We start from the raw sequence: 24,113 nt of genomic DNA, 5'->3' as shown, positions 1-24,113 counted from the left end.
CCCGACATGAGCGTGCTCGATTTCGACTACATGCTGGGGCTCGCGCCCATTCTGCTCGGCTATCTGCCGCTGACCCTGGCGATGGCCGCGGCGGGGATGGTGCTGGCCCTGGCCCTGGCCTGCGGACTGGCGGTGATACGGGTGCTGAAGCTTCCGGGGCTGAACGGCATCACCCTGCTGTTCATCTCCTTCTTCCGCGGTACCCCGCTGCTGGTGCAGCTGTTCCTGTTCTACTATGGCCTGCCCCAGGTGCTGGCTTTCCTGACCCAGATCGATGGCATCACCGCCACCATCATGGGGCTGACGCTGCACTTCTCGGCCTACATGGCGGAGTCGATCCGCGCCGCCATCGTCGGCGTGGACCGCAGCCAGACCGAGGCGGCGCTGTCCATCGGCATGACCAACGGCCAGCTGATGCGGCGGATCGTGCTGCCCCAGGCCACCCGGGTGGCCGTGCCGACGCTGATGAACTATTTCATCGACATGATCAAGGCCACCTCCCTGGCATTCACTCTCGGCGTCACCGAGCTGATGGGGGCCACTCAGAAGGAGGCGGCGGGCAGCTTCCTCTATTTCGAGGCCTTCATCACCGTGGCGGTGATCTACTGGGCCATCGTCGAGCTGCTGGCCTGGTGCCAGCGGCGCCTGGAACGCCGACTCAACGAGGCCTATCGCCGATGATCAAGGTCAACCAACTCGTCAAGCGCTTCGGCGACAGCATAGTGCTGGACGGCATCGATCTGGAGATCGAGCGGGGCGAGATCATCGTGGTGATCGGCCCGTCGGGCACCGGCAAGTCGACCCTGCTGCGCTGCCTCAACTTCCTGGAGCGGCCCGACGCCGGCCGGCTGACCCTGGGCGACCTTGAGGTCGACGTGACCCGGGCCAGCCGCGCCGACATCCTGGCCGCGCGTCGGCACACCGCCTTCGTGTTCCAGAACTACGCGCTGTTCGCCAACAAGACGGCGCTGGAGAACATCGCCGAGGGCCTGATCGTGGTCAATCGCTGGCCCAAGGCGAAGGCCCATGCCCGGGCTCGGGAGATCCTCGAGCGCATCGGCCTGGCCGACAAGGCGAACGCCTATCCGGCCTCGCTGTCCGGCGGCCAGCAGCAGCGGGTCGGCATCGGCCGCGCCATGGCCGCCCAGGCCGAGGTGATCCTGTTCGACGAGCCGACCTCGTCGCTGGACCCGGAGTGGGTCGACGAGGTGCTGGCGCTGATGAAGCAGCTGGCCGCCGAGCGCCAGACCATGCTGGTGGTGACCCACGAGATGGCCTTCGCCCGGGACGTCGCCGATCGGGTGGTGTTCATGGAGGGCGGGCGCATCGTCGAGCAGGGCCCGCCCTCGCGGCTGTTCCAGGCACCCGAGGACCCGCGAACCCGGGACTTCCTGCGCAAGGTGCTGCCCGCCGCGCCGGCGTGACGGGGGGTGGCCCGCATCGTGCAGGCGCGGGATAATGGTCCCCTAGTCAGATCAGAGGTATTTCCCCATGACCGTTCATCAGGAACTCGAGCAGGCATTGCGCGAACTCGAGTCCACCATGAAGGCGTCCGACCTGTGGCGCATGGAGCAGCCCGCGCCGGAGGCCTTCAACAGCTCCCAGCCGTTCTGCATCGACACGATGTCGCTGCCCCAGTGGCTGCGCTTCGTGTTCATCGCCCGGCTCGAGGCGCTGGTCGAGGCGCGCGCACCGATGCCGGCGAGCTGCGACGTGGCCCCCGCCGTGGACGCCTACCTGATCCAGGAAGGGGCGAAGGCCAGCCAGCGGGTGCTGATGGGCAAGGTGGTGGAGCGGATCGACCAGCTGGTCACCGAGAACTGAGTCGCCCATGCCCTATTATTTCGCCTACGGCAGCAACATGAACGCCGCCCGGATCGAGGCGCGGATCGGCACGACCCGGCGTGCCCTGCCCGGGGTGCTGCGCGACCATGCCCTGCGTTTCGACAAGGCCTCGCGAGTGGCCGGCATCAGCCACGCCAACGTGGTGCCCGCCGACGGTGAGCGGGTCGAGGGAGCGCTGTTCGAGCTGCTCGCCCCGGAGCAGATCGAGTGCATGGACCCCTTCGAGGGCTACCCCCACGACTACGATCGGCTGCGCCTGCCCATCCACACGGGGCAAGGCCCCATCGAGGCCTGGGTCTATGTGGCCGCGCCGGGTACCACCGGCGAGGCGCTGCGGCCGGCGCGGGAGTATCTCGACCACCTCCTGGCCGGGAAGCCCTTCCTGAGTGCCGACTATCACGCCCGCCTGGCCGATGTGGAAGCCATCCACGGCCTCGACGACGAGACGCTCAAGGCGCTGGGGCTGTCGCGCCATACCGCCCGCTAGCGGCGCCGACACTCGCCACGCGGCTCGCACGCCAAAAGGCCCGCCGTTCGGCGGGCCTTTTGCATGGCATGTCGACGCGGCTCAGAAGCGGAAGCTGATGCCGCCCATCACCACCAGCGGGTCGATCTCGACGTTGCCGATGTCGGTGCCGCCGAGCTCGGCATCGGTGTCGATGTCGAGATACCAGGCGGCGGCGTTGAGGGCCCAGTGTTCGTCGATCAGGAGGTCGACGCCCAGCTGGGCGGCCGCGCCCCAGGAGTCTTCCAGCTCCAGATCGCCGCCGTCGATGTGCTCGTCGGAGAAATGCGTGTAGTTGACGCCGACGCCGGCATAGGGCTGCACGCGCGCCTGGGTGCCACCCAGCGGATAGTACTGCAGGGTCAGCGTCGGCGGCAGGTGCTTGGTGGAGGCGAGGTTGGCGCCGTTGAGCTGAATGTCGTGCTCGAAGGGCTCGGCGGCCAGCAGCTCCATGCCCAGTTTGTCGGTGAAGCGATAGCCCAGGGTGAAGGCGAAGCCGTTGTCGTCCTGAACGTCGACCTCATAGGTGCCGCTGGCGAGATCGCCGTTATCGCTCTTGGGCGCGACCTTGGCCACGCCGACGCGGGTGTAGATATCGCCGGCGCCGTAGGCGAGCACCTGGCTGCTGGCGGCGAGGCCGGTGGCGACGATCAGGGTGGAAATCAGGGTGCGGCGCATGAGGCTGGCTCCTCGGTGAAGGTAAGCGAGGGCTCCAGTCTACGGGGTGCGCCGCGGCGCCGATTTGACTCAAGGCAAAATGGTTCGCGGCTTGAATTGATGCACGTCAAAACAGGACGCCGGGCACGGGGCCCGGCGTCTTGGTGGTCATGGCGTGGCGCGGATCAGAAGCGGTAGGTGAAGCCGCCGCCGACGGTGACCGGGTCGACGTCGATGTCGCCGGCATCCTGGCCGTTGATCTCGATGTCGGGGCTGACATCGGCGTAGTTGGCGAAGGCGCCGACCAGCAGGTGGTCGGTCAGGGCGAAGTCCACGCCAAGCTGGGCGGCGGCGCCGTAGGAGTCATCGACATCCAGGCCGGCAACCGTCACGTCGTTGAAGTCGGTGTAGTTGAGGCCCGCACCAGCGTAGGGCTGGATGCGCGATCCGGTGCCGCCCAGCGGGTAGTAGTTGAGCATCAGGTTGATCGGGCGGCGGTCCACGGAGCCGACGTTGGTGCCGCCGATGGCCACATCGTGCTCGATGTCCTGAGTGCCGTTGAGCTCGACGCCGAACTTGTCGTGGAACTGATAGCCCAGGCCGTAGGAGAAGCCGCGCTCGTCGGAGACGTCGATATCGTCGCCGTTGAGGGAGCCTATGTCGTCGTTGACTTCGGACTTGGCGATGCCGCCGCGCACGTAGATGTCGCCGGCCTGGTAGGCCATGGCGGACTGGGCGCCGACGAGGCCGGCGGCGGCAATGGCGGTGGCGGTGATCAGACGGGTCATCTTCATGTGGAAACCTCCCTGGTTCGTCCTGGATGCCGACGCCGACCGATTCGGCGTCATCGCATGGAATGTGGTCAGTATAAAAACACTGTTTCTAAATGTCTTGTAGGATTTTTCTATCAAACCCCTGGCGGTTTTCTCCTGCTTTAACGAAAGCGCCTGCCGACAGGGACTTATGATGTACAGGAGACGTATAGCTTTCACATTTCCTGCGAGGATTCGCCGATCTCGAGGTTTTCGGCTTCACTGGATCGGTGAGACAGGCGACGGCGAGAGGGAATGGCCATGCGCTTCGAGACGCGGTTTCCCGCCAGGCTGGGGGCGGGCGACAGGCCGCTGGTCGCGCTGCTGACGGCGGCGGGGCTGTCGGTATGGTTGCTGTATCAACCCGCGCTGGTGCAGGGGCTCGACTGGCCCTGGCGGTCAGTGCTGGTGCTGCTGGGCATCTGGGCGCTGGGTGGCGCCTTTGCGCGGCCGGTGGTCATGTCGGTCGGTGGGCGGGGGCTGTGGCGATTCTCCGGCACGACCTGGAGCCGGGCGGCCCTGCCGCTGTTCGCCCTGGCGCTGTTGGGCAGGGGGCTGATGGGGTGATCTCGCCGCCCCGGGGACGTGACGACGGGATGACGAAACGAAAGAAGCCGCCCGCAGGCGGCTTCTTGCTTGCTCTCTCGTCCGGATGCCGCGATCAGGCGGCTTCCTCGAGGCTGTCGAACTCGGCGGTGATGTCGTCGGTCGGCGCCTCGGTCACCAGGCTCACCACCACGATGGCGATGTAGGCGAAGATCACGCCGGGCACGATCTCGTAGAGATCGAAGATGCCGCCGGAGATCTGGGCCCAGGCTACCACGGTGACGCCGCCGACGACGATGCCGGCCAGCGCGCCCCAGGTGTTCATGCGGCGCCAGAACAGCGACATGATCAGCGCCGGGCCGAAGGCCGCACCGAAGCCTGCCCAGGCGTAGGACACCAGTCCCAGCACCGTGGAGTCGGGGTTCAGCGCCAGCAGGTAGGCGATGACGGCGATACCGATGACCGCGAAGCGGCCCACCCACACCAGTTCGCCCTGGGTGGCATCCTTGCGGAAGATGGCCTTGTAGAAGTCATCGGTCAGCGCCGAGGACGACACCAGCAGCTGGGAGTCGGCGGTGGACATTACTGCGGCCAGGATGGCGGCCAGCAGCACGCCGGCGATCACCGGGTGGAAGATGGCGTTGACCATGACCATGAAGATGGTCTCGCCGTCGCCCAGGTCACGCGCCATGTAGACGGTCCCGAGCAGGCCCACGGCCATGGCACCGAGCAGGCCCAGGGCGCTCCAGCTCACCGCGATGCGGCGTGCGGTGGGGATGTCCTTCTCGCTGCGGATGGCGGCGAAGCGGGCCAGGATGTGCGGCTGGCCGAAATAGCCGAGGCCCCAGGCCAGCGAGCTGACGATGCCCATCACCGACAGCGCCTCGCCGGTGGACGCGTCGGTGAACCACTTCAGCATGTCCGGGTTGGCCGCCAGGATTTCCTGGGCGCTGCCGCCCAGGCCCCCCATCTCGGTCAGCGCCACGACCGGCACGATCAGCAGCGCCGCGGCCATCATCAGGCCCTGGATCAGGTCGGTCCAGGACACCGCTAGGAAGCCCCCGAAGAAGGTGTAGGAGATGATCGCCAGGGTGCCGATGGTCAACGCCAGGGTGTAGTCGAAGCCGAACACCGTGTCGAACAGCTTGGCCCCTGCCACCAGGCCGGAGCTGGTGTAGAACATGAAGAACAGCAGGATGAACACCGCCGAGATCACCCGCAGCAGCTGGCTGTTATCCCGGAAGCGCTTGGCCAGGAAGTCCGGGATCGTCAGGGCGTCATCGGCCCGGAAGCTGTAGACGCGCAGCCGACGTGCCACCAGCAGCCAGTTGAGCCAGGTGCCGGCCAGCAGGCCGACGGCGATCCAGCCCGCGGACAGGCCGCTGGCGTAGGCCGCGCCGGGCAGGCCCAGCAGCAGCCAGCCGGACATGTCCGAGGCCCCGGCGGAGATCGCCGAGGTCCAGGGGCCCAGCGAGCGCCCGCCGAGGATGTAATCGGAGAGGTTGCTGGTGCGCTTGTAGGCGATGATCCCGATGCCGAGCATCACGATCAGGTACAGCGCGAATGTAAAGCCTATGGTGGCGTTGTTTTCGACCATGAGGGACTTCCTTCAGTTTGTTGTCGTTACCGACGAGCGGGGATCACTCGTCTCCCAGCGCAAGCAGTGACGCATTGCCGCCGAGTGCGGCGGTATTGATCGTCACCGTCTTTTCCGTGGCGAACCGCAGAAGATAGTGGGGCCCACCCGCCTTGGGGCCCGTTCCGGAGAAGCCCTGGCCGCCGAACGGCTGGACCCCGACGACGGCCCCGATGATATTGCGGTTGACGTATACGTTGCCAACGCGAATTTTCTGCGCGATCTCCTCGGCGAAGGATTCGTTGCGGCTGTGCACGCCGAACGTCAGGCCATAGCCGCGCCCGTTGATCGATTCGATCACCCGGTCGAGGTCCTGGGCCTTGTAGCGCACGATGTGCAGTACCGGGCCGAACTGCTCGCGCTCCAGGGCGTCGATGCCGTCGATCTGGAAGGCGCTGGGGGCAATGAAGGTGCCCTCGGCGGTATGCGCCGGGTCGAGCCGGGTCTCGGCCAGCAGCCGACCCTCGCCCTTGAGCCGGTCGATGTGCGCCTGCAGGCCCCGGCGGGCGTCCTCGTCGATCACCGGGCCCACGTCGGTGCCCAGGTCGCGCGGGTCGCCCACGTGAAGCTCGGCCATGGCGCCTTCGAGGATTTGGATCACGCGGTCGGCCACGTCGTCCTGGAGGTAGAGCACGCGCAGCGCCGAGCAGCGCTGGCCGGCGCTCTGGAAGGCCGAATGGATGACGTCGGCCACGACCTGCTCGGGCAGGGCGGTGGAATCGACGATCATGGCGTTCATGCCGCCGGTTTCGGCCACCAGGGTCGGCAGCGCGGCGTTCTCGCGGTTGGCCAGGGCGCGGTTGATGACCTGGGCGGTGTCGGTGCCACCGGTGAACACCACGCCGGTGACGCGCGGGTCGCTGGTCAGCACGCTGCCGACGGTGGGACCGTCGCCGGGCAGCAGCTGCACCACGTCGCGGGGCATGCCGGCCTCGCGCAGCAGCTCGACGACGCGATGGGCGACGATCGAGGTCTGCTCGGCGGGCTTGGCCAGCACGGTGTTGCCGGCCACGGCGGTGGCGACCATCTGGCCGCAGAAGATCGCCACCGGGAAGTTCCAGGGGCTGATCGCCGCGAACACGCCCTTGCCGCCCATCATCAGCTCGTTGGACTCGCCGGTCGGCCCCGGCAGGCGGGTCGGTTCGGCGAACAGCTCCTCGGCGCGCACGGCGTAGTAGCGGCAGAAGTCCACCGCCTCGCGGATCTCGTCGACGCCGTCGGTGAGCAGCTTGCCGCCCTCGCGGGAACACAGCGCCATCAGCTCCGCCATGTTCGCCTCCATCAGGTCGGCGAAGCGACGCAGGATGTCGGCGCGCTCGCCCACCGGCGTCGCCTCCCAGCGCGGGAAGGCCGCCCAGGCGGCGTCCAGGGCCTGCTCGGCCTGTGTCTTGGTGGTCCACAGCACCGTGCCGACGCGCTGGCGGCGGTCGTAGGGCGCGGTCACCTCGTGGGTCTGCGCCGGGTCGCTGGCCACGTCGAAGGCCAGCAGCGGGCGCGCCTCGTACACGGTGTCCATGTGCGTCGCCATGGCATCCATCAGCGGCTGGTACTGGCTGCGGATGTTGAGGTTTGCCCCCTTCGAGTTGGGGCGACCGGGCCCGTAGAGATCGCGGGGCAGCGGAATCTGCGGGTTGGCCAGGCTATCGTACTGGCGCAGGGTCTCCGCCGGGTGCACGCACAGCGATTCCACCGGCACCTTGGGATCGACCAGCTGGTGGACGAACGACGAGTTGGCGCCGTTCTCGAGCAGCCGGCGCACCAGGTAGGGCAGCAGGTCCTTGTGGGCGCCCGTGGGGGCGTAGATGCGGCAGTAGGTGCCCTGGGGGGCGCGCTTGAGGGCCGCATCGTAGAGTGCCTCGCCCATGCCGTGCAGGCGCTGGAACTCGAAGGCCCGGTCGGCGGCGTTGGCTTGCTCGAGGATGCTGGTGATGGTATGGGCGTTGTGGGTGGCGAACTGCGGGAAGATCCGGCCGCGGGTGGCGTCGGAGAGCAGGAAGCGCGAGCACACCAGATAGGCCACGTCGGTGGCGGACTTGCGGGTGTAGACCGGGTAGCCGTCCACGCCCAGCTGCTGGGATTCCTTGATCTCGCTGTCCCAGTAGGCGCCCTTGACCAGGCGCAACGGGATCTCGTCGCCCTGGTGCTCGGCCAGGCGATTGAGGTAGTGCAGCACCGGCAGGGCGCGCTTGGAGTAGGCCTGGACCACCAGCCCGAACTTGCCCCAGCCACGGCAGGTCTCGCTTTCGTAGACGGCGCGGAACACCTCCAGCGACAGCTCCAGGCGGTCGACCTCCTCGGCGTCGATGGTCACGGCCACGTCGCGCTCGCGGGCCATCTGGGCCAGTTCGCGCACGCTGCCGACCAGCTCGCGCAGCACCTGCTTGCGGCGGCCGAACTCGTAGCGCGGATGCAGCGCCGAGAGCTTGATCGAGATCGACGGCGTGGGCGTCTTGGCGGACAGCGTACGGCTGGTCTTGCCGACCCGCTCGATGGCGCGGGCGTAGTCGTCGAAGTAGCGCTTGGCGTCACGGCGGGTGCGGGCGGCCTCGCCGAGCATGTCGTAGGAGTAGGTGTAACCCTTGTCGAACAGCGGCTTGGAGCGCTTGAGCGCCTCGTCGATATCGCGGCCGAGGACGAACTGCTTGCCCATGACCTTCATGGCCTCGACCATGGCGCGCCGGATCACCGGCTCGCCCATGCGGTTGACCATCTTGTTGATGAAGCCGGACGGACGGCCTTCCTGGGGCTTGTCCAGGGTCACCACGCGGCCGGTCATCAGCAGGCCCCAGGTGGAGGCGTTGACCATCCAGGATTCGCTCTTGCCCAGGTGCGCCTTCCAGTCGGCGGGGCCGAGCTTGTCCTCGATCAGGGCGTCGGCGGTGGCCTTGTCGGGGATGCGCAGCATGGCCTCGGCCAGGCACATCAGCATCAGGCCCTCGTGGGTATCCAGGCTGTACTGCTGGAGCAGCTCGTCGATGGTATCGACGGCGGTATCCATCTCGCGGATCTCGCGTACCAGCTCGGCGGTCTTCTCGGCGGTGCGGGCGAAGTCCTGGTGGCCCGCGCCGAGGGCCTGGATCAGCTCCTCGACGAAGTCGTTCTCGTCGACCACGTAGTGTTCGCTGATGCGGGCGAAGAGGGTGTCGAGATCCTGACGCCAGGTGGCGTCTTCCAGCATGTTGTTGGCGTTGAGCATGTCGTTCCCCGATGGAAGCCGATCGTCACAGGGTCGTGTGTCCGCCGCCGCGTCAGGGGGAGCGCCGACGGATGCACGGTATCCTGCAAGCGTAGGGCGCCAGAGAGGGCTCTGCTTGTCGATTCCGTTGGGGGATTTGACGAATTCGCGGATGTTGCCGTCGGGTGACAGCTTTTTTACGACCTTGGTCTAAGGCATCGGTGCGTTGCTGGCGAGTCGCCTGGCGCCCGGGCGTCGCAGCTGGCTGGGGGGGTGGCCGTAGTCGCGGCGAAAGGCGCGGGAGAGGGCGCTCTGGTTGGTGAATCCGGTGAGCGCGGCGATCTCGGAGAGCGGCAGATGGCTCTCGTGGATCAGGCGTCGGGCCGTCTCCAGGCGCCGACGCATCACGTAGCGCCACGGCGAGAGGCCGGTCTGGGCGCGGAAGCGTGCCGTGAAGTGGGCTTCGCTGAGGCAGGCCTGGGCCGCCAGGTCGGCGACCCGGAGCTGGCCGCTCAGGTGCTGGTCGATGTAGCGGTCCAGGGCCGAGAGATCCAGGGGGCGCCCCGTCGACGAGGCGTCGCCGGACAGCCGGGCATGCAGCGAGCCGAGCAGGGTGGCAGCCAGGCGGTCCTGCTGCAGGTCGCTCAGGGCGCCTTGACTGGCCAGCAGGCGCAGCTCCTGGAGCACGAACTCGAGATAGCGGGCCAGCGAGGCATCCAGGTCGAAGAAGCGCGGGGCGTCGAACAGCCGGGCCAGTTCATGGTGATGGCCGGTCAGCGACAGCGCGTCCTGCGGCAGGTCGAGGACCAGCTGATGGTTGTCGCCGGTACCGGCGTAGTAATGCATGTGATTGGCCGGGACGATGCAGCCCGAGAGCGCCGAGATCGAGCCGCCGAGGCCCTCGATCTCGAACTCCGCCTGACCATTGAGCCCGATCACGATCTGGTGGAAGTCGTGGGCATGATGGTGGATGGCGGTATCGAGAGGAAACTGGCGGATCGCGCTGGTCATCGTCGCCCTCCGGCGCGGCGGTCACGGGATGAGGCCCAGTGTACCGAATTCGTCGCCAGGCCTCATTCCCGCTCTTCGCCGTGGCGCAGGGCCGTGCGCGCGGCGAGGTGATCGCGCAGGGCGCTGAGGTCGGCGTGTCCTTCGTCGTCCAGCAGCGGCTTGCCGCGGGCCACCCGGCCATGGCGGCCGTGCTCGTCCATCAGCCGCTGGGCGCGGCGCCGCACGCCCTCCAGATAATCGTCGTGGCGAATCGGATAGCCGACCACCGCGTTCCATTCGGTCTCGCTGACCCGGCTTTCGAGGGCCTGATCGAACAGCTCGAGCAGGTGTTCGGGCTCGGTGCGATAGCGGGGCGTGCGCGCGGTCATCAGAATGGCGATCATGCCGCCGATGATCAGCAGGCAGACGGCCAGAACGGTCAGGAAGAGGGCCATGGCGGGACCTGGCGGTTCGGCTCGCGGGCGCGAGTCAGGATGTGAGAGGCCTGTGGAGCGGGTGAAGGGAATCGAACCCTCGTCTTAAGCTTGGGAAGCTTCTGCTCTACCATTGAGCTACACCCGCGAGGCGATTTCGATACTATCGCCAATGGCTTAACGCTGACAACCCCGGTCGTCAGCGGGCACCGGATAGGGAGCGTGGAATTTTTTCGTCGCCGTCTGAACTTTTCCTGCCAAGACTGTCAGAACAGGTGCAGACAACAGTAGCGATGGCAGTCGCTAGCACTGTTGATCTAGCTTGCGATTCGATCCTTGACCGCCTCATCACCGATGAGGCGGTTTTTTTATGTCCGCAAACGACGACACCCGGCGGCGCCGGGTGTCGGAAGCGAGGAGCGGTGAAGGGTCAGGAGTGGCGCATGCGCAGGATGGCGCTGAGCACGTCGCGCCGGGTCACGATGCCGACCAGGCGACCCTGTTCGGTGACCGGGTAGATCTTGGGCTTGGCGCCCAGCATCTCCTGGGCCAGGTCGGTGATGCTCTTGGACGGGGCCACGGACAGCACCTCGTTGCGCATCAGTTCGCTGACCAGCGGCGGCTCGTCGTCGAGGTAGGCGCTCTCCAGCAGCTTGCCGAGCACGTCCTGCTCGGAGATGAAGCCGATCAGCTGGTCGCGCTCGTCGACCACCGGCGCCCCGGGCAGCCGGTGCAGGGCCAAGCCCTGGGCCAGGGTGGTGGCCGACGTCTTGCCGGTGACCCGATAGCAGTCGCGCGACATGATCTCGCGTACGATGGTGGGAGCCTTGCTGGGCATGGCGGTTCTCCTCGTCCCGGTGGAACCTCGTGCCTGGTGGCCCGGCCCGGGCGCACGTCCCTTGTGATGGTTGCGTGCTGCGCCCGTCGGTCGGCCGGAGACCGCGGCGTGTCTCGCGTTCATCATAGTCGACTCACGGCGCGCCGCCTGCCGACCGCCACCAACGGTTGCTGCCCCGCCGGGAACTGGCCCCTTGAGACACCGCTCCAATGAGGCACAATGCCGCCACCCGATGAGTGATGGAGTTTCACCATGGATGCCCGTGAATACCTGGCCCGCAAGGGGCTGGACGGAGAGCGTGACCGCGAGCGCCCCAATACCCTGGAAGAGAAGGCCTGGGAACGCGCCCGTGAATCCGGAGACCATCGTCCCCGGGCGGGCACCCCTCACGACTGGGAGGACTGGGAGCGCTATCACGACGAACTCGCCGAGGGCGCCGACGAGCTGACGCAGAAGATTGATCACGAGGCCCATCGTCAGGCCCTGGAGCATGAGTCGGCGCCCGCGCGGCCGGCGGCCGCCGAGGTCGGACAGTGGGCGCCGGAGGCGCCATCCGCGGCCTCGAGCGAGCCCGCCCGGCCGGACGCGGAACCGGAACCGGCCACGCCGCCGGCCGTCGAGTCAGCCCCGGCCGGCCGCGCCGAGCCCTTCGCCGCCCTGGTGACGCTGGCGGTGCTGCTGCCGCCGCTGGCGATGGGGCTGGCCGGCGGCGGCTCGCGCCGCGTGTGGATCGCCCTGGGGCTGACGCTGCTGGGCTGGCTACCCGGGGTGGCCTACGTGCTGCATGCCCTGCGGCAACGCCGCCGGGGCTGAGCCGCTTGGCAGGCGGGATGCCGCCGGTATAATCCTCGACGCCTTGCTTTTCCAAACGGAGTGGAACCTTGGGCTATCTCGTCGGCATCACCGTCCTCTGGGCGTTCTCGTTCTCGCTGATCGGCGTCTACCTGGCCGGTCAGGTAGACAGCTACTTCTCGGTGATGACCCGCATCGTGCTGGCGGCCCTGCTGTTCCTGCCGCTGCTGCGGCCGCGCCTGCTGCGCGGGCGCCAGCGCCTGGCCCTGATGGGGCTCGGCGCCGTGCAGCTCGGCGTGATGTACATCTTCTTCTACCAGTCCTTCCTGCTGCTCTCGGTGCCCGAGGTGCTGCTGTTCACGGTGCTCACGCCGCTCTACATCACCCTGCTCGACGACCTGCTGTTCAAGCGCTTCTCGCCGTTCCACCTGCTGACCGCGGCGATGGCGGTGCTGGGGGCGGCGGTGATCCGCTATCGCGGCCTGGATGGTGACTACTGGCTCGGTTTCCTGGTGGTCCAGGGCGCCAACCTGTGCTTCGCCCTGGGCCAGGTCGGCTATCGTCGTCTCTCGGCCGGGTTGCCCGCCGATCTGTCCCGCCTGTCCGTGTTCGGCTGGTTCTACCTCGGCGCCGTGGCCGTGGCCGTGCCGGCCTTCCTGTGGTGGGGCGATGCCTCGGCGTTGCCCGCCACGCCGCTGCAGTGGGGCGTGCTGGCCTGGCTCGGACTGGTGGCCTCGGGCGTGGGCTACTTCCTGTGGAACCTCGGCGCGACCAAGGTCGATGCGGGCGCGCTGGCGGTCATGAACAACGCCCTGGTGCCGGCGGGCCTGCTGGTCAACCTGTTGATCTGGAACCGTGACGCCGACCTGCCTCGCCTGGCGCTGGGCGGGGCCATCATCCTGGCCTCGCTGCTGGTCAACGACTGGTGGCAGCGCCGCCGCGCGCCGCGTGCCGCCTGAGCGGCGGTTTGCCCGGCCGGGAGCCAATCGCCATAATGAGCCGTCGCGAAGCGAAGGACCCGCTCATGCCCGCTGCCAACAACAATGTCGTCAAGCATCAGGCCTTCAGGAATATCGGCCTGATCGGCCGCCTGGGTAGCGCCAAGGTGGTCGAGACCCTCAAGCGGCTCAGCCGCTTCCTCGACGATGCCGGCTACCACGTCATCCTCGAGGATCGCACCGCCACGGTGCTGCTCGGCCACGGCCATCCCGAGGCCAGCCGCCGCCGGCTGGGCGAGCTGTGCGATCTGGTGATCGTGGTCGGCGGCGACGGCAGCCTGCTCGGCGCCGCCCGCACCCTGTGTCATAGCGGCACCCTGGTGCTGGGCGTCAACCGCGGCCGGCTGGGCTTTCTCACCGATATCTCGCCCGACGAACTCGAGGAGCGCGTCGGCGAGGTGCTGGCCGGCCAGTATGAGCTCGAGGAACGCTTCCTGCTCGACGCCGAGCTCTACCGCGACGGCGAGCGGGTCGGCGACGGCGATGCCCTGAACGAGGTGGTGCTGCATCCCGGCAAGGCGGTGCGCATGATCGAGTTCGAGCTGTTCATCGACGACCAGTTCGTGCACAGCCAGCGCAGCGATGGCCTGATCGTCGCCACGCCGACCGGTTCCACGGCCTATGCGCTGTCCGGCGGCGGGCCGATCATGCATCCGCGGCTGGACGTCATCACCCTGGTGCCGATGTTCCCGCATACCCTGTCGAGTCGTCCGATCGCCATCGACGCCGCCAGCGAGATCCGCATTCACATCGGCGAGACCAATCAGACCTATCCGCACATCAGCTGCGATGGCCAGACGCGTGCGGTGGCCAAACCCGACGACGTGCTGGTGATCCGTCGCAAGCCGGAGCGCGTGCAGCTCGTCCACCCCGTGGGGCACAATTTCTACGAGGTCCTGCGCAGCAAGCTGGGCTGGAGCAACCGCCTGGGAGACTGAGGTGAGCAGAGCGCCCCTGGAAGGCTACGACCTGATCGGCGACGTGCACGGCTGCGGCGCGACGCTGGCGGCCCTGCTCGAACGCCTCGGCTATCATCAGCGTGGCGGCGTCTATCGCCATCCGCGACGCAAGGTGATCTTCCTCGGCGACCTGATCGACCGCGGCCCGCGTATCCGCCTCGCCGTGACCATCGCCCGGCGCATGGTGGAGGAGGGCGAGGCGCTGATCGTGATGGGCAATCACGAGATCAACGCCCTGGCCTATCACCATCGTGCCCCCGCCGAGCTGGGCCGCGAATGGCTGCGCGAGCACACGCCGCGTCATAACCGCATCGTCCGCGAGACCCTCGAGCAGTACCGCGATCATCCCCAGGAGTGGGACGAGACGCTGGCCTGGTTCCTCGACATCCCGCTGTTCCTGGAGCTCGACGGCCTGCGAGTGGTGCATGCCTGCTGGGATCAGTCACGAATCGACGAGCTGCGCGCCTCGCGCCCGGACGGTCGCATCGACCTCGATTTCCTGACCGCCGCCGTGCGTCACGGCACCCGCGAGTTCGAGATCCTCGACCGGCTGACCCGCGGCAGCCACATCACGCTGCCCGAGGGCGTGCAGATCCAGTCCGGCGACGGTTTCACCCGACGCAGCTTCCGCGCCCACTTCTGGGCGCATCGGCCCCGGACCTGGGGCGACGTGGTGTTCCAGCCCGACAATCTGCCGGGCGACCTGGAGCTGCGACCGCTCAGTGCGGCCGAGGCGGAACGGCTGACGTACTACGGCCCCGACGAGCCGCCGCTGTTCATCGGCCACTACTGGTGCGAGGGCATTCCGGCCCTGCCGGCTCCCAACATTGCCTGCCTGGACTACAGCGCGGTGAAGTTCGGCCGATTGGTGGCCTACCGCTGGAACGGCGAGGCGCGCCTCGATGCCGACCGCTTCGTGTGGGTCCGTGTGCCCCGGGAAGAGCAGGCCCGGCCGCAGCCCTGGGAAATCGATTTCGACTGATACAAAACGTTACCTAACTACCGCTCAATGTTGCGAACTTGCCGCATGCGGGGCCGTCAGAGTAAGTGTTCCCTTGAACGATCCCTTGCTCTTGTCCGGCGGCCCCTTCCGCCGGACTTTTTCTTTGCGTGTCCGGCCGGCGCGGTTCGCCCCCGATTCCCCCGAGGAGACGCCATGCATCGGGTGATGCTGCTGCCCCGTGACACCGATACCCGCGAGCTGCGAAAGGCCCTATGGGCCGAGCGCATCGGTCACTTCTTCACCGACGAGGAGGAGGGCCAGGTGCTGTGGCTGGTCGATCCTCAGCAGCGCGATGCCATGCAGCGTCTGGTGATGCGCTGGCAGCGGGGGGAGCCGCTGAGGCCCGAGGGCGGCAGGGCGCGTCGCCTGCATGGCGCCGCTGGCAGGGTGGCCTGGTTGGCGCCGTTCCGCCAGGCGCCGGTGACCGCGGCTGCCATGGCGCTGTGCCTGGCGGTGTTCGCGGTGATGAGCGTGCTCGGCGACCTGGTGACCGCCGCCCTGACCATCGTGCCGGTGGGCGTGGCGGGGGGCCAGCTGGTCTTCGGCGACCTGGGCGAAACGTTGGCCTCCGGGCAGGTATGGCGCCTGCTGTCGCCGGCTTTCCTGCACTTCGGCTGGATGCATCTGGTCTTCAACATGCTGTGGCTTTGGTACTTCGGCCGCCAGGTCGAAGCCTTCCATGGCCGCGGGCGCATGCTGACGCTGCTGCTGGCCGCGGGCATCGGCGGCAACCTGGCCCAGTATGCCACCGGCACGGTGCTGTTCGGCGGCATGTCGGGCGTCGACTTCGCACTGCTCGGTTACGTCTGGCTGATGTCGCGCCGGCGCCCGGGCGACGGCTTCTTCGTGCCCCAGATGCTGGTGGTGTTCATGCTCGGCTGGATGGTCTTCACCATGACCGACGTGGCCGAGCTGTTCGGCTTCGGCAACGTGGCCAACGAGGCGCACCTGGGCGGGCTGGTCGTGGGTTTGATGATCGGCTGGTATCATTCCCGCCACGTCCAGCGACACTGACCACCGGCTCCGCATGCCGGCGACCCGTCGCGTACCGACCCGTTTCTTCCGAGAGAGTCCGCCATGAGCGATATGACCTTCGAGCGCATGATCCAGCAGATGACGCCGGCCATCTACGAGAGCCTCAAGCAGTCGGTGGCCCTGCGCAAGTGGCCCGACGGCCGCTTCCTGACGGCCGAGCAGACCGAGCTTTGCCTCGAGGCGGTGATGCGTTACGAGGCCGAGAACAACGTGCCCGCCGAGGAGCGCGTCGGCTATCTGGAGCGTCGTACCTGCGGCGCCGACAGCAGCGGTGCCGGCGTGTCTCCTCAGCAGGCCGGTCTCGGCCGGGACGTCGGCCGTGACTGATGCCGTCGCCCTGACGGGCTGTCTGATCAAGATGTCGGTCGAGCCGGGCGCCCCGGCGCGCTACACCCTGCGCGCCGGCGACGAGCGCCTCGACCTCAATGCCCGGCTGGGTCAGCCGCTGCGGCTGACCTGGACCGGCGCCATCGCCTGCACCCACTGCGGGCGGGCGACGAAGAAGAGCTTCGGCCAGGGCCATTGCTATCCCTGCTTCAAGAAGCTCGCCCAGTGCGACAGCTGCATCATGAAGCCCGAGCAGTGCCACTACTTCCAGGGCACCTGCCGCGAACCGGCGTGGGGCGAGACCCACTGCTTCCGGCCCCACGTGGTCTACCTGGCCAACGCCTCCGGGCTCAAGGTCGGTATCACCCGTGATACCCAGGTGCCGACCCGCTGGCTCGACCAGGGCGCCGTCCAGGCGCTGCCGATCCTCGAGGTCGATACCCGTCAGCAGTCCGGTTTCGTCGAGGTGCTGTTCAAGGACGAGGTCTCGGATCGCACCAACTGGCGCGCCATGCTAAAGGGCGAGGCCACGGAGCTGGATCTGCCCGGCGAGCGCGACCGCCTGCTCGAACGCCTCGCGCCGGGGCTGCTCGAGCTGCGCGAGCGCTTCGGCCATGACGCCATCCGCGAGGTCGATGCCGCGCCCTGGGCCTTCGAGTACCCGGTGCTCGAGCATCCCACCAAGGTGGTCTCCCACAACTTCGACAAGCAGCCCGAGGTGGCCGGCACCCTGCTCGGCATCAAGGGCCAGTACCTGATCCTCGACAGCGGCGTGATCAACCTGCGCAAGTTCACCGGCTACGAGATCCGGGTCGAAGCTTGAGTCCGTAAGCTCGACTATGCTCGGGACGTGAACCGCACGAGGAGCGTCCCATGAGCGAGATGCGTGCCATGCGCCTGCACGCCGCCCACCAGCCGCTGCGCCTCGAACGCGTGCCGATTCCCGAGCCCGGCCCCGGCGAGGTGCGGGTCCGGGTGCTGGCCTGCGGGGTGTGCCGCACCGACCTGCACGTGGTCGATGGTGAGCTCGTTGAGCCCCGCCTGCCGCTGGTGCCCGGCCACGAGATCGTCGGCGAGGTGGATGCGCTGGGGGAGGGCGTCGCTGGGCCCGAGACAGGGCTCGAGACAGGGCTTGAAAGAGGCCAGCGGGTCGGCGTGCCCTGGCTGGGGTGGACCTGCGGCGAGTGCGAGTCCTGCCGGGCCGGGCGCGAGAACCTCTGCGAGCGCGCCGAGTTCACCGGCTACACCCGCGACGGCGGCTACGCCGAGTACTGCGTGGCCGACGCCCGCTACTGTTTCGCGCTCGACGTCGACGATGTCCAGGCCGCCGCGCCGCTGCTGTGCGCGGGACTGATCGGCTATCGCACCTGGCGGCTGGCCGGCGGCGACGTACCTCGGCGGCTGGGCCTCTACGGCTTCGGCGCCGCGGCGCACATCCTCGCCCAGCTGGCGCGCTCCCGCGGCCAGACCCTCTACGCCTTCACCCGCCCCGGCGACACCGAGGCCCAGGCCTTCGCCCGGCGCCTCGGTGCCGCTTGGGCGGGCGGCAGCGACCAGGCCCCGCCCGAGCCGCTGGACGCCGCCCTGCTGTTCGCCCCGGTGGGCGAGCTGGTGCCGATCGCGCTCTCCCACGTGCGTCCCGGCGGCACGGTGGTCTCCGGCGGCATCCACATGAGCGACATCCCGTCGTTTCCCTACCGGCTGCTGTGGGAGGAGCGCAGCCTCAGGTCGGTGGCCAATCTCACCCGTCGCGACGGCGACGAGTTCCTCGCGCTGGCGCCGCAGGTGCCGATCCGCACCGAGACCGTCGCCTATCCGCTGGAAGACGCCAACCGCGCCCTCGACGATCTGCGCGCCGGGCGCCTGTCCGGCGCCGCCGTGCTGGTGCCCTGAGGCACAAAAGCCGAACCGGGCGGCCCGGTTCGGCGTCTTGCGGGATGGCTCAGGCCGTTCAGGAGGGGAAGGAGAACTGCGCCCCCTCGCGAACGCCGGTCGACGGCCAGCGCTGGGTGACGGTCTTGCGCCTGGTGTAGAAGCGCACGGCGTCCGGGCCGTAGGCGCTGAGGTCGCCGAACAGCGAGCGCTTCCAGCCGCCGAAGCTGTGATAGGAGACCGGCACCGGCAGCGGCACGTTGATGCCGACCATGCCGACCTGGATGCGGTCGCTGAAGTAGCGGGCCGCCTCGCCGTCGCGGGTGTAGATGCAGGTGCCGTTGCCGTATTCGTGCTCGTCGATCAGCCGCATGGCCTCTTCCATGGAGCCGGCGCGGACCACCAGCAGCACCGGGCCGAAGATCTCTTCGAGGTAGCAGGTCATGTCGGGCGTCACGCGGTCGATCAGGGTGCCGCCGACGAAGAAGCCGTTCTCGTGCCCCGGCACCTGCACGCCGCGGCCGTCGACGACGATCTCGGCGCCCTGCTGCTGGGCGCTCTCGATGTAGCCGCAGACCTTCTCCTGATGGGCCCGGGTGATCACCGGGCCGAAGTCGTTGTCGGCGTCATGGAAGGGGCCGACCTTCAGGGTCTTCATCTGCGCCTGTATCTTGTCGATCAGCGCGTCGGCGGCCTCGTCGCCGACGGCCACGGCCACCGACAGCGCCATGCAGCGCTCGCCGGAGGAGCCGAAGGCGGCGCCGGTCAGCGAGTTGACCACGTTGTCCATGTCGGCGTCGGGCATCACGATGGCATGGTTCTTGGCCCCGCCCAGCGCCTGGCAGCGCTTGCCGTTGGCGCTGGCGCGGGCATAGATGGTCTCCGCGATCGGCGTTGAGCCGACGAAGCTGACGGCCTGGACGCGGCTGTCGTCGAGCAGGGTGTCGACGGCTTCCTTGTCGCCGTTGACCACGTTGAGCACCCCGGGCGGCAATCCGGCTTCCAGGGCCAGCTCGGCGATGTAGAGGGTCGAGCTAGGGTCACGCTCGGAGGGTTTGAGGACGAAGGTGTTGCCGCAGGCGATGGCCGCCGGATACATCCACAGCGGCACCATGGCCGGGAAGTTGAACGGCGTGATGCCGGCGACCACGCCCAGGGGCTGGAACTCGCTCCAGGAGTCGATGCCGGGGCCGGTGTTCTTGCTGTACTCGCCCTTGAGCAGCTCCGGGGCGCCGCAGGCGTACTCGATGTTCTCGATGCCGCGCTGCAGTTCGCCCCGGGCGTCGTGGACGATCTTGCCGTGTTCCTGGCCGATCAGACGGCAGATTTCGTCGGCGTGCTGCTCGAGCAGCGCCTTGAAGCGATACATGATGCGCGCGCGCTTCGCGGGCGGAGTGTCGCGCCAGGCCGGGAAGGCGTCCTGGGCGGCGGCAATGGCCTGTTCGACGGTGGCCTTGCCGGCCAGGGCGACCTGGCCGCCGACCTCGCCGGTGGAAGGGTCGTAGACGTCCTGGGTGCGCGTCGCGTCGTCGACGCGCGCGCCGTTGATCAGATGGCCAACCGTGCTCATGGAGATTCCTCTCAAAATGTCTTGTGGTGAAAAGTCGTGGTGGCGATGTCAGTCGAGTTCGTTGATGGCGTCGCCAAGGACATTGATCAGCCGGTCGATCTCTTCCCGCTCGACGGAGAACGGCAGGCCGAGCTGGATGGTGTCGCCGCCGTAGCGGACATAGACGCCCTTCTCCCAGCACTTCATGGCGATCTGGTAGGGGCGCAGGGCCGGCTCGCCAGGCGACGGTGCGATCTGCAGGGCGCCGGCCAGCCCGTAGTTGCGGATATCGCTGATGTAGCGCGTCCCCTGCAGGCCGTGCAGGTTGGCTTCGAAGACCGGTGCCATCTCGCGCACGCGATCGATCAGACGATCCTGCTCGAGCACGTCCAGGGCCGCGAGTGCCGCGGCACAGGCCACCGGGTGGCCGGAATAGGTGTAGCCGTGGGGCAGTTCGAGCATGTAGTCGGGGCCGCCCTGTTCCATGAAGGTGCGGTAGATCTCGCGCTGCACGATCACCCCGCCCATCGGCACCGCGCCGTTGGTCAGCTGCTTGGCGACGTTCATGATGTCCGGCACCACGCCGAAGGCCTCGGCGCCCGTCATCGCGCCCATGCGGCCGAAGCCCGTGATCACCTCGTCGAAGATCAGCAGGATGTCGTGGGCGTCGCAGATCTCGCGCAGCCGCTGGAGATAGCCTACCGGTGGTGGAATCACCCCGGCGGAGCCGGCCATGGGCTCGACGATCACCGCGGCGATGTTGGAGGCATCGTGCAGCGCGATCAGTTCCAGCAGATCGTCGGCCCGCTCGGCGCCGCGCTCGGGCATGCCACGGGTGAAGGCGTTCTCCGGCAGCAGGGTGTGGGGCAGGTGGTCGGCATCCACGCCCTGGCCGAACAGGCTGCGGTTGGCGCCGATGCCGCCCAGGCTGAAGCCGCCGAAGTTGACCCCATGATAGCCCTTGGCGCGGCCGATCAGCTTGGTCTTGGTCGGCTGGCCCTTCTTGCGCCAGTAGGCGCGGGCGATCTTCAGCGAGGTGTCGGCACTCTCGGAACCGGAACCGGTGAAGAACACGTGGTCGAGCCCGTCGGGCGTCAGCTCTCGCAGGCGATGCGCCAGCTCGAAGGCCTTGGGATGGCCGTATTGAAAGGCCGGGGCATAGTCGAGCTCGGCGAGCTGGCGCGATACCGTCTCGGTGATCTCCGGGCGGCAGTGGCCGGCGCCGCAGGTCCAGAGGCCGGAGAGGCCATCGAAGATCTGACGCCCCTCGGCATCGGTGAAGTAGTGGCCCTTGGCGCCGGTGATGATGCGCGGATCGCGCTTGAACTGGCGATTGCCGGTGTAGGGCATCCAGTAGGCATCCAGCTGTTCCGGGCTCAGGCCCGCACCGCGTGACGGGTCTCGATCCGACATGGGCTCCCTCTCTTGTTGATCTGTGACGGGCTGGTCTGTTCTGGGTGTGGCTGTTCGGATGGAACGCTCTGATGTCGACGTTAGGCCGTGCTATCGATCAGTTAAACCCATGACGTCTTACCTTCATGAAAGCATATGGTTAACTTTGTGGTCGGGCGGCGCTATGCTCGATGTCTCCGCCATGAACACGGGAATACCGCCATGTCGCAGCACAAGCCGGCCTTCACGGGGCAGCCCAGCGATGCCGATCTTCGCCTGCTGCGGATCTATCGCAAGGTCGTCGAATGCGGCGGCTTCTCCGCCGCCGAGGTGGAGCTGAACATCAGCCGCGCGGCGATCAGCATGGCGATGAACGATCTCGAGACGCGGCTCGGGCTGCGCCTGTGCCAGCGGGGGCGAAGCGGCTTCGCCCTGACCGACGAGGGCAGCGAGGTCTATGAGGCCACCCTGCAGCTGCAGGCTGCGGTGGAAGGATTTCGCACCCGGGTCAATGGCCTGCATGCCCGGCTCAAGGGCGAGCTCAACATCGGCATCACCGACAACCTGGTGACCATGCCCGAGATGCATATCACCCACGCGCTCAGCGCCCTCAAGACGCGCGGCGACGAGGTGCGCATCAATATCCGCATGATCCCGCCCAACGACATCGAGCTGGCAGTGCTGGACGGTCGCCTGCATACCGGCGTGGTGCCGGCCTTGAAGACCCTGCCGGGGCTCGAGTATCGCTCGCTCTACGAGGAGGCCTCACGGCTCTACTGCGCCGAGGGCCATCCGCTGTTCGATGTCGCCGACGTGATGGAGCACCAGCTGGCGGAGTGCGATGCGGTGCTGCCCGCCTATGCCCAGGCGCCGGAGATCAAGGCGCTCCATGAATCCCTGCGCGCCTCGGCTTCGGCCACCGACCGGGAGGGTATCGCCTTCCTGATCCTTTCCGGCCGCTATGTCGGCTATCTGCCGACCCACTATGCCGAGCGCTGGGTGCGTGACGGCCGGATGCGAGCCCTGAATCCGGCGAGCCGGCAGTACCTGACCCGCTACAGCGCCATCACCCGCAAGGGCTCGCCGCCCAATCTGGTGCTGGAGAGCTACCTTGAAGAGCTGAATAGACAGATCGAAGGCGAGGGGCGGCCTAGTCAAAAAGCCGAGGGGTGGGCCTAGTCGAACAGGTCGCCCTGGCGGCGCGGCGGTCGGAAGGCATCGGTATCCAGCGCCGGCAGGCCGGGGAAATCGAGCCGCCGGTAAGCTTGGCGAAAGCGCTGATCGAGAAGGTCGGCGAATACCCCCTGGCCGCGCATGCGATGGCCGAAGCGGGCGTCGTAGTCCTGGCCGCCGCGGCACTGGCGGATCAGGCTCATCACCTTGGCGGCCCGATCGGGATAGTGCTGGGCCAGCCAGTCCTCGAACAGCGGTGCTACCTCCCTGGGCAGGCGCAGCAGCATCCAGCGCGCCTCCATGGCGCCGGCTGCTCTGGCGGCGTCCAGCAGTCGCTCCAGTTCGTGATCGGTCAGCCCCGGAATCACCGGCGAGACCAGCACGCCCGTCGGCACCCCGGCGTCGGTAAGCCGCTCGATCATCTTCAGGCGCGTCGCCGGGGCGGCGGTGCGGGGCTCCAGGGTGCGCTTCAGGTCGGCGTCCAGGCTGGTCAGGCTGACCAGCACCCGTACCAACCGCCGCTTGGCCAGTTCGGCGAGCAGGTCGCGATCGCGCAGCACCAGCGCGCCCTTGGTCACCAGGGTGACGGGATGGCGGCAGTCGAGCAGGAAGGCCAGCAGCCGACGGGTGGTGCCGCGTTCGGCCTCGAGGGGCTGGTAGGCATCGGTGTTGCCGGCCAGGTTGATCGGGCGGCATTCGTAGCCGGGGCGGGCCAACTCCTCCTCCAGGCGTTCGACCAGGCCCTGGCGGGCGATCAGCCGGGTCTCGAAGTCGAGCCCCGGGGAGAGATCCCAGTAGGCGTGGCTGGGGCGCGCATAGCAGTAGATGCAGCCGTGCTCGCAGCCGCGGTAGGGATTCAGCGAACGGTCGAAGGGCAGGTCCGGCGAGCGGTTCCAGGCCAGCGCGCTGCGGGCCTGCTCCTCGGTGACCCGGGTGGCCAGCCGCTCGGGCACGGCCTCCTGCCACCAGCCGTCGTCCACCGCCTCCACCCGCATGGGGGCGAAGCGGTTGTCGGGATCGAAGGTGGCGCCGCGGCCCTTGCGGGCCACGGCGTTCGAGGGTGACGTCGCCATGCGGGCTTCCTTTTTCTGTCTATATATACAGTATAGCGGCGATGGCGACGTCGTTCAGCCCGCTGTCCTAGCCGGAAGCCGATCCGATCTCCGCTGGGCGTGAGTAGGGATTGTCCGGCATCAGCTGGCGCGGCAGCGGCGCGCGTCGGGCGTCTTCCTTGGGGCCGTAGTGCTCGGCCAGATAGTCGAGGATGGTGGCCTCCATCTCGGGCTGGAATGGCCACAGTCCCTGGGTGTCCTGCATCCAGCGGATCAGGTGCTCCCAGTGGTTGCGCGAGCCACTGTTCTGGGTGATCAGCCTGGCGGAGTGGCACACCGTGCAGTTGGCCTTGACCACCTGCCAGCCCTCGGCCTGGACCAGGCCGCTGTCCGGATCGGTGGCCGGTGCGTCGTCCTGGGCCCAAGCCCCTTGAAAAGAGCCTCCCTGAAAGAAGACCCCGATGGACAGCAGCAGCGCCGCGGCCAGCGCCGGATGCCGACGGGAGTTCGTGCGTGTCATGGC

The 24,113-nt window shown here is 67.9% G+C and carries 25 protein-coding genes and 1 tRNA gene; 14 read left to right on the top strand and 12 right to left on the bottom strand.

The annotated features are described in order from the left end of the window. Positions 1-6 precede the first annotated feature (6 nt). The 4 genes from QWG60_RS12050 to QWG60_RS12035 all read left to right on the top strand — a co-directional run bounded on the left by QWG60_RS12050 (position 7) and on the right by QWG60_RS12035 (position 2,332). Positions 7-681, top strand: a complete 675-nt coding sequence (locus QWG60_RS12050) for an amino acid ABC transporter permease (protein ID WP_016853886.1) — start codon at positions 7-9, stop codon at positions 679-681. Continuing rightward, positions 678-1,424, top strand: a complete 747-nt coding sequence (locus tag QWG60_RS12045) for an amino acid ABC transporter ATP-binding protein (RefSeq protein WP_146907149.1) — start codon at positions 678-680, stop codon at positions 1,422-1,424. The genes QWG60_RS12050 and QWG60_RS12045 overlap by 4 nt, the downstream gene beginning before the upstream one ends. 67 nt (positions 1,425-1,491) lie before the next feature. Continuing rightward, on the top strand, positions 1,492-1,824 hold the full coding sequence (locus tag QWG60_RS12040; protein WP_046079880.1) for a YqcC family protein: 333 nt from the start codon (positions 1,492-1,494) through the stop codon (positions 1,822-1,824). 7 nt (positions 1,825-1,831) lie between these two features. Continuing rightward, positions 1,832-2,332 (top strand): gamma-glutamylcyclotransferase family protein, encoded by a 501-nt coding sequence (locus QWG60_RS12035; protein WP_107181039.1) that lies wholly within the window; start codon positions 1,832-1,834, stop codon positions 2,330-2,332. Positions 2,333-2,413: 81 nt separating this feature from the next. On the opposite strand, the gene QWG60_RS12030 is transcribed toward QWG60_RS12035, so the two are convergent. Both QWG60_RS12030 and QWG60_RS12025 read right to left on the bottom strand, forming a co-directional pair. Further along, positions 2,414-3,028: an OmpW/AlkL family protein gene (locus QWG60_RS12030; RefSeq protein WP_046079878.1), complete on the bottom strand. Its 615-nt coding sequence runs from the start codon at positions 3,026-3,028 to the stop codon at positions 2,414-2,416. 164 nt (positions 3,029-3,192) lie between these two features. Continuing rightward, complete coding sequence (locus tag QWG60_RS12025; protein ID WP_052719383.1) at positions 3,193-3,801, bottom strand: OmpW/AlkL family protein; 609 nt, start codon at positions 3,799-3,801, stop codon at positions 3,193-3,195. Between the two features lie 273 nt (positions 3,802-4,074). Here QWG60_RS12025 and QWG60_RS12020 point away from each other — a divergent pair, with 273 nt between their 5' ends. Then, positions 4,075-4,386 carry a hypothetical protein gene (locus tag QWG60_RS12020; protein ID WP_146907151.1) on the top strand — a complete coding sequence of 104 codons (312 nt, stop codon included), beginning with the start codon at positions 4,075-4,077 and terminating at the stop codon, positions 4,384-4,386. Positions 4,387-4,480: 94 nt separating this feature from the next. On the opposite strand, the gene putP is transcribed toward QWG60_RS12020, so the two are convergent. The 6 genes from putP to QWG60_RS11990 form a co-directional block, all read right to left on the bottom strand. Next, complete coding sequence (gene putP / locus QWG60_RS12015; protein WP_046079876.1) at positions 4,481-5,962, bottom strand: sodium/proline symporter PutP; 1,482 nt, start codon at positions 5,960-5,962, stop codon at positions 4,481-4,483. 43 nt (positions 5,963-6,005) lie between these two features. Continuing rightward, positions 6,006-9,197 carry a bifunctional proline dehydrogenase/L-glutamate gamma-semialdehyde dehydrogenase PutA gene (putA, locus tag QWG60_RS12010; protein WP_146907153.1) on the bottom strand — a complete coding sequence of 1,064 codons (3,192 nt, stop codon included), beginning with the start codon at positions 9,195-9,197 and terminating at the stop codon, positions 6,006-6,008. Between the two features lie 189 nt (positions 9,198-9,386). Further along, on the bottom strand, positions 9,387-10,187 hold the full coding sequence (locus tag QWG60_RS12005) for a helix-turn-helix domain-containing protein (RefSeq protein ID WP_035595414.1): 801 nt from the start codon (positions 10,185-10,187) through the stop codon (positions 9,387-9,389). Between the two features lie 62 nt (positions 10,188-10,249). Then, positions 10,250-10,621 (bottom strand): hypothetical protein, encoded by a 372-nt coding sequence (locus QWG60_RS12000; protein WP_046079874.1) that lies wholly within the window; start codon positions 10,619-10,621, stop codon positions 10,250-10,252. 53 nt (positions 10,622-10,674) lie between these two features. Then, positions 10,675-10,748, bottom strand: a tRNA-Gly gene (locus QWG60_RS11995). A 282-nt stretch (positions 10,749-11,030) separates the two neighbouring features. Then, a complete protein-coding gene (locus QWG60_RS11990; RefSeq protein WP_035595521.1) occupies positions 11,031-11,438 on the bottom strand; it encodes a CBS domain-containing protein in 408 nt (135 codons plus the stop codon). Positions 11,439-11,690: 252 nt separating this feature from the next. Here QWG60_RS11990 and QWG60_RS11985 point away from each other — a divergent pair, with 252 nt between their 5' ends. The 8 genes from QWG60_RS11985 to QWG60_RS11950 all read left to right on the top strand — a co-directional run bounded on the left by QWG60_RS11985 (position 11,691) and on the right by QWG60_RS11950 (position 18,445). After that, entirely contained in the window at positions 11,691-12,251 is a 561-nt protein-coding gene (locus QWG60_RS11985) for a YqaE/Pmp3 family membrane protein (RefSeq protein WP_146907155.1), read from the top strand. Positions 12,252-12,319: 68 nt separating this feature from the next. Then, complete coding sequence (locus tag QWG60_RS11980; RefSeq protein ID WP_146907157.1) at positions 12,320-13,189, top strand: EamA family transporter; 870 nt, start codon at positions 12,320-12,322, stop codon at positions 13,187-13,189. Positions 13,190-13,254: 65 nt separating this feature from the next. After that, positions 13,255-14,166 (top strand): NAD(+) kinase, encoded by a 912-nt coding sequence (locus tag QWG60_RS11975; protein WP_046079871.1) that lies wholly within the window; start codon positions 13,255-13,257, stop codon positions 14,164-14,166. A gap of 16 nt (positions 14,167-14,182) precedes the next feature. Continuing rightward, the gene (locus QWG60_RS11970) at positions 14,183-15,169 is read left to right on the top strand and encodes a metallophosphoesterase (protein ID WP_107181238.1); all 987 of its coding nucleotides are present in this window, start codon (positions 14,183-14,185) and stop codon (positions 15,167-15,169) included. A 174-nt stretch (positions 15,170-15,343) separates the two neighbouring features. After that, positions 15,344-16,204 (top strand): rhomboid family intramembrane serine protease, encoded by an 861-nt coding sequence (locus tag QWG60_RS11965; protein ID WP_107181195.1) that lies wholly within the window; start codon positions 15,344-15,346, stop codon positions 16,202-16,204. 63 nt (positions 16,205-16,267) lie between these two features. After that, positions 16,268-16,552, top strand: coding sequence for a YeaC family protein (locus QWG60_RS11960; protein WP_046079869.1), 285 nt, complete (start codon positions 16,268-16,270; stop codon positions 16,550-16,552). A gap of 31 nt (positions 16,553-16,583) precedes the next feature. Next, positions 16,584-17,375 carry a DUF2797 domain-containing protein gene (locus QWG60_RS11955; RefSeq protein ID WP_107181239.1) on the top strand — a complete coding sequence of 264 codons (792 nt, stop codon included), beginning with the start codon at positions 16,584-16,586 and terminating at the stop codon, positions 17,373-17,375. Between the two features lie 50 nt (positions 17,376-17,425). Further along, positions 17,426-18,445, top strand: a complete 1,020-nt coding sequence (locus tag QWG60_RS11950) for a zinc-dependent alcohol dehydrogenase family protein (RefSeq protein ID WP_186810030.1) — start codon at positions 17,426-17,428, stop codon at positions 18,443-18,445. 58 nt (positions 18,446-18,503) lie between these two features. On the opposite strand, the gene QWG60_RS11945 is transcribed toward QWG60_RS11950, so the two are convergent. Further along, on the bottom strand, positions 18,504-19,994 hold the full coding sequence (locus QWG60_RS11945) for a CoA-acylating methylmalonate-semialdehyde dehydrogenase (protein WP_146907159.1): 1,491 nt from the start codon (positions 19,992-19,994) through the stop codon (positions 18,504-18,506). Between the two features lie 48 nt (positions 19,995-20,042). Continuing rightward, positions 20,043-21,386 (bottom strand): aspartate aminotransferase family protein, encoded by a 1,344-nt coding sequence (locus tag QWG60_RS11940; protein WP_046079867.1) that lies wholly within the window; start codon positions 21,384-21,386, stop codon positions 20,043-20,045. Positions 21,387-21,587: 201 nt separating this feature from the next. Here QWG60_RS11940 and QWG60_RS11935 point away from each other — a divergent pair, with 201 nt between their 5' ends. Further along, the gene (locus QWG60_RS11935) at positions 21,588-22,544 is read left to right on the top strand and encodes a LysR family transcriptional regulator (protein ID WP_146907162.1); all 957 of its coding nucleotides are present in this window, start codon (positions 21,588-21,590) and stop codon (positions 22,542-22,544) included. Here the strand turns inward: QWG60_RS11935 and QWG60_RS11930 are convergent. Both QWG60_RS11930 and QWG60_RS11925 read right to left on the bottom strand, forming a co-directional pair. Beyond that, positions 22,541-23,611: a PA0069 family radical SAM protein gene (locus QWG60_RS11930; RefSeq protein ID WP_146907164.1), complete on the bottom strand. Its 1,071-nt coding sequence runs from the start codon at positions 23,609-23,611 to the stop codon at positions 22,541-22,543. The two genes, QWG60_RS11935 and QWG60_RS11930, sit on opposite strands and share 4 nt — an antisense overlap. Positions 23,612-23,678: 67 nt before the next feature. Then, entirely contained in the window at positions 23,679-24,110 is a 432-nt protein-coding gene (locus QWG60_RS11925; protein WP_146907167.1) for a hypothetical protein, read from the bottom strand. Between the last annotated feature and the right edge of the window lie 3 nt (positions 24,111-24,113).

This window comes from Halomonas halophila, from assembly GCF_030406665.1.
GTDB lineage: Bacteria > Pseudomonadota > Gammaproteobacteria > Pseudomonadales > Halomonadaceae > Halomonas > Halomonas halophila.
This window is presented reverse-complemented; position numbering and strand designations above follow the sequence as displayed.

Bases quoted from the DNA above. Each gene is read 5' to 3' on its own strand.
- QWG60_RS12030 (WP_046079878.1), bottom strand. From the start codon at position 3,028: ATGCGCCGCACCCTGATTTCCACCCTGATCGTCGCCACCGGCCTCGCC.
- QWG60_RS11950 (WP_186810030.1), top strand. From the start codon at position 17,426: ATGAGCGAGATGCGTGCCATGCGCCTGCACGCCGCCCACCAGCCGCTG.
- QWG60_RS11975 (WP_046079871.1), top strand. From the start codon at position 13,255: ATGCCCGCTGCCAACAACAATGTCGTCAAGCATCAGGCCTTCAGGAAT.
- QWG60_RS12025 (WP_052719383.1), bottom strand. From the start codon at position 3,801: ATGAAGATGACCCGTCTGATCACCGCCACCGCCATTGCCGCCGCCGGC.
- QWG60_RS11990 (WP_035595521.1), bottom strand. From the start codon at position 11,438: ATGCCCAGCAAGGCTCCCACCATCGTACGCGAGATCATGTCGCGCGAC.
- QWG60_RS12000 (WP_046079874.1), bottom strand. From the start codon at position 10,621: ATGGCCCTCTTCCTGACCGTTCTGGCCGTCTGCCTGCTGATCATCGGC.
- QWG60_RS12020 (WP_146907151.1), top strand. From the start codon at position 4,075: ATGGCCATGCGCTTCGAGACGCGGTTTCCCGCCAGGCTGGGGGCGGGC.
- QWG60_RS12035 (WP_107181039.1), top strand. From the start codon at position 1,832: ATGCCCTATTATTTCGCCTACGGCAGCAACATGAACGCCGCCCGGATC.
- QWG60_RS12040 (WP_046079880.1), top strand. From the start codon at position 1,492: ATGACCGTTCATCAGGAACTCGAGCAGGCATTGCGCGAACTCGAGTCC.
- QWG60_RS11960 (WP_046079869.1), top strand. From the start codon at position 16,268: ATGAGCGATATGACCTTCGAGCGCATGATCCAGCAGATGACGCCGGCC.
- QWG60_RS11925 (WP_146907167.1), bottom strand. From the start codon at position 24,110: ATGACACGCACGAACTCCCGTCGGCATCCGGCGCTGGCCGCGGCGCTG.
- QWG60_RS11940 (WP_046079867.1), bottom strand. From the start codon at position 21,386: ATGTCGGATCGAGACCCGTCACGCGGTGCGGGCCTGAGCCCGGAACAG.
- putA (WP_146907153.1), bottom strand. From the start codon at position 9,197: ATGCTCAACGCCAACAACATGCTGGAAGACGCCACCTGGCGTCAGGAT.
- putP (WP_046079876.1), bottom strand. From the start codon at position 5,962: ATGGTCGAAAACAACGCCACCATAGGCTTTACATTCGCGCTGTACCTG.
- QWG60_RS11955 (WP_107181239.1), top strand. From the start codon at position 16,584: ATGTCGGTCGAGCCGGGCGCCCCGGCGCGCTACACCCTGCGCGCCGGC.
- QWG60_RS12005 (WP_035595414.1), bottom strand. From the start codon at position 10,187: ATGACCAGCGCGATCCGCCAGTTTCCTCTCGATACCGCCATCCACCAT.
- QWG60_RS11930 (WP_146907164.1), bottom strand. From the start codon at position 23,611: ATGGCGACGTCACCCTCGAACGCCGTGGCCCGCAAGGGCCGCGGCGCC.
- QWG60_RS12050 (WP_016853886.1), top strand. From the start codon at position 7: ATGAGCGTGCTCGATTTCGACTACATGCTGGGGCTCGCGCCCATTCTG.
- QWG60_RS11965 (WP_107181195.1), top strand. From the start codon at position 15,344: ATGCATCGGGTGATGCTGCTGCCCCGTGACACCGATACCCGCGAGCTG.
- QWG60_RS11945 (WP_146907159.1), bottom strand. From the start codon at position 19,994: ATGAGCACGGTTGGCCATCTGATCAACGGCGCGCGCGTCGACGACGCG.
- QWG60_RS11935 (WP_146907162.1), top strand. From the start codon at position 21,588: ATGTCGCAGCACAAGCCGGCCTTCACGGGGCAGCCCAGCGATGCCGAT.
- QWG60_RS12045 (WP_146907149.1), top strand. From the start codon at position 678: ATGATCAAGGTCAACCAACTCGTCAAGCGCTTCGGCGACAGCATAGTG.
- QWG60_RS11985 (WP_146907155.1), top strand. From the start codon at position 11,691: ATGGATGCCCGTGAATACCTGGCCCGCAAGGGGCTGGACGGAGAGCGT.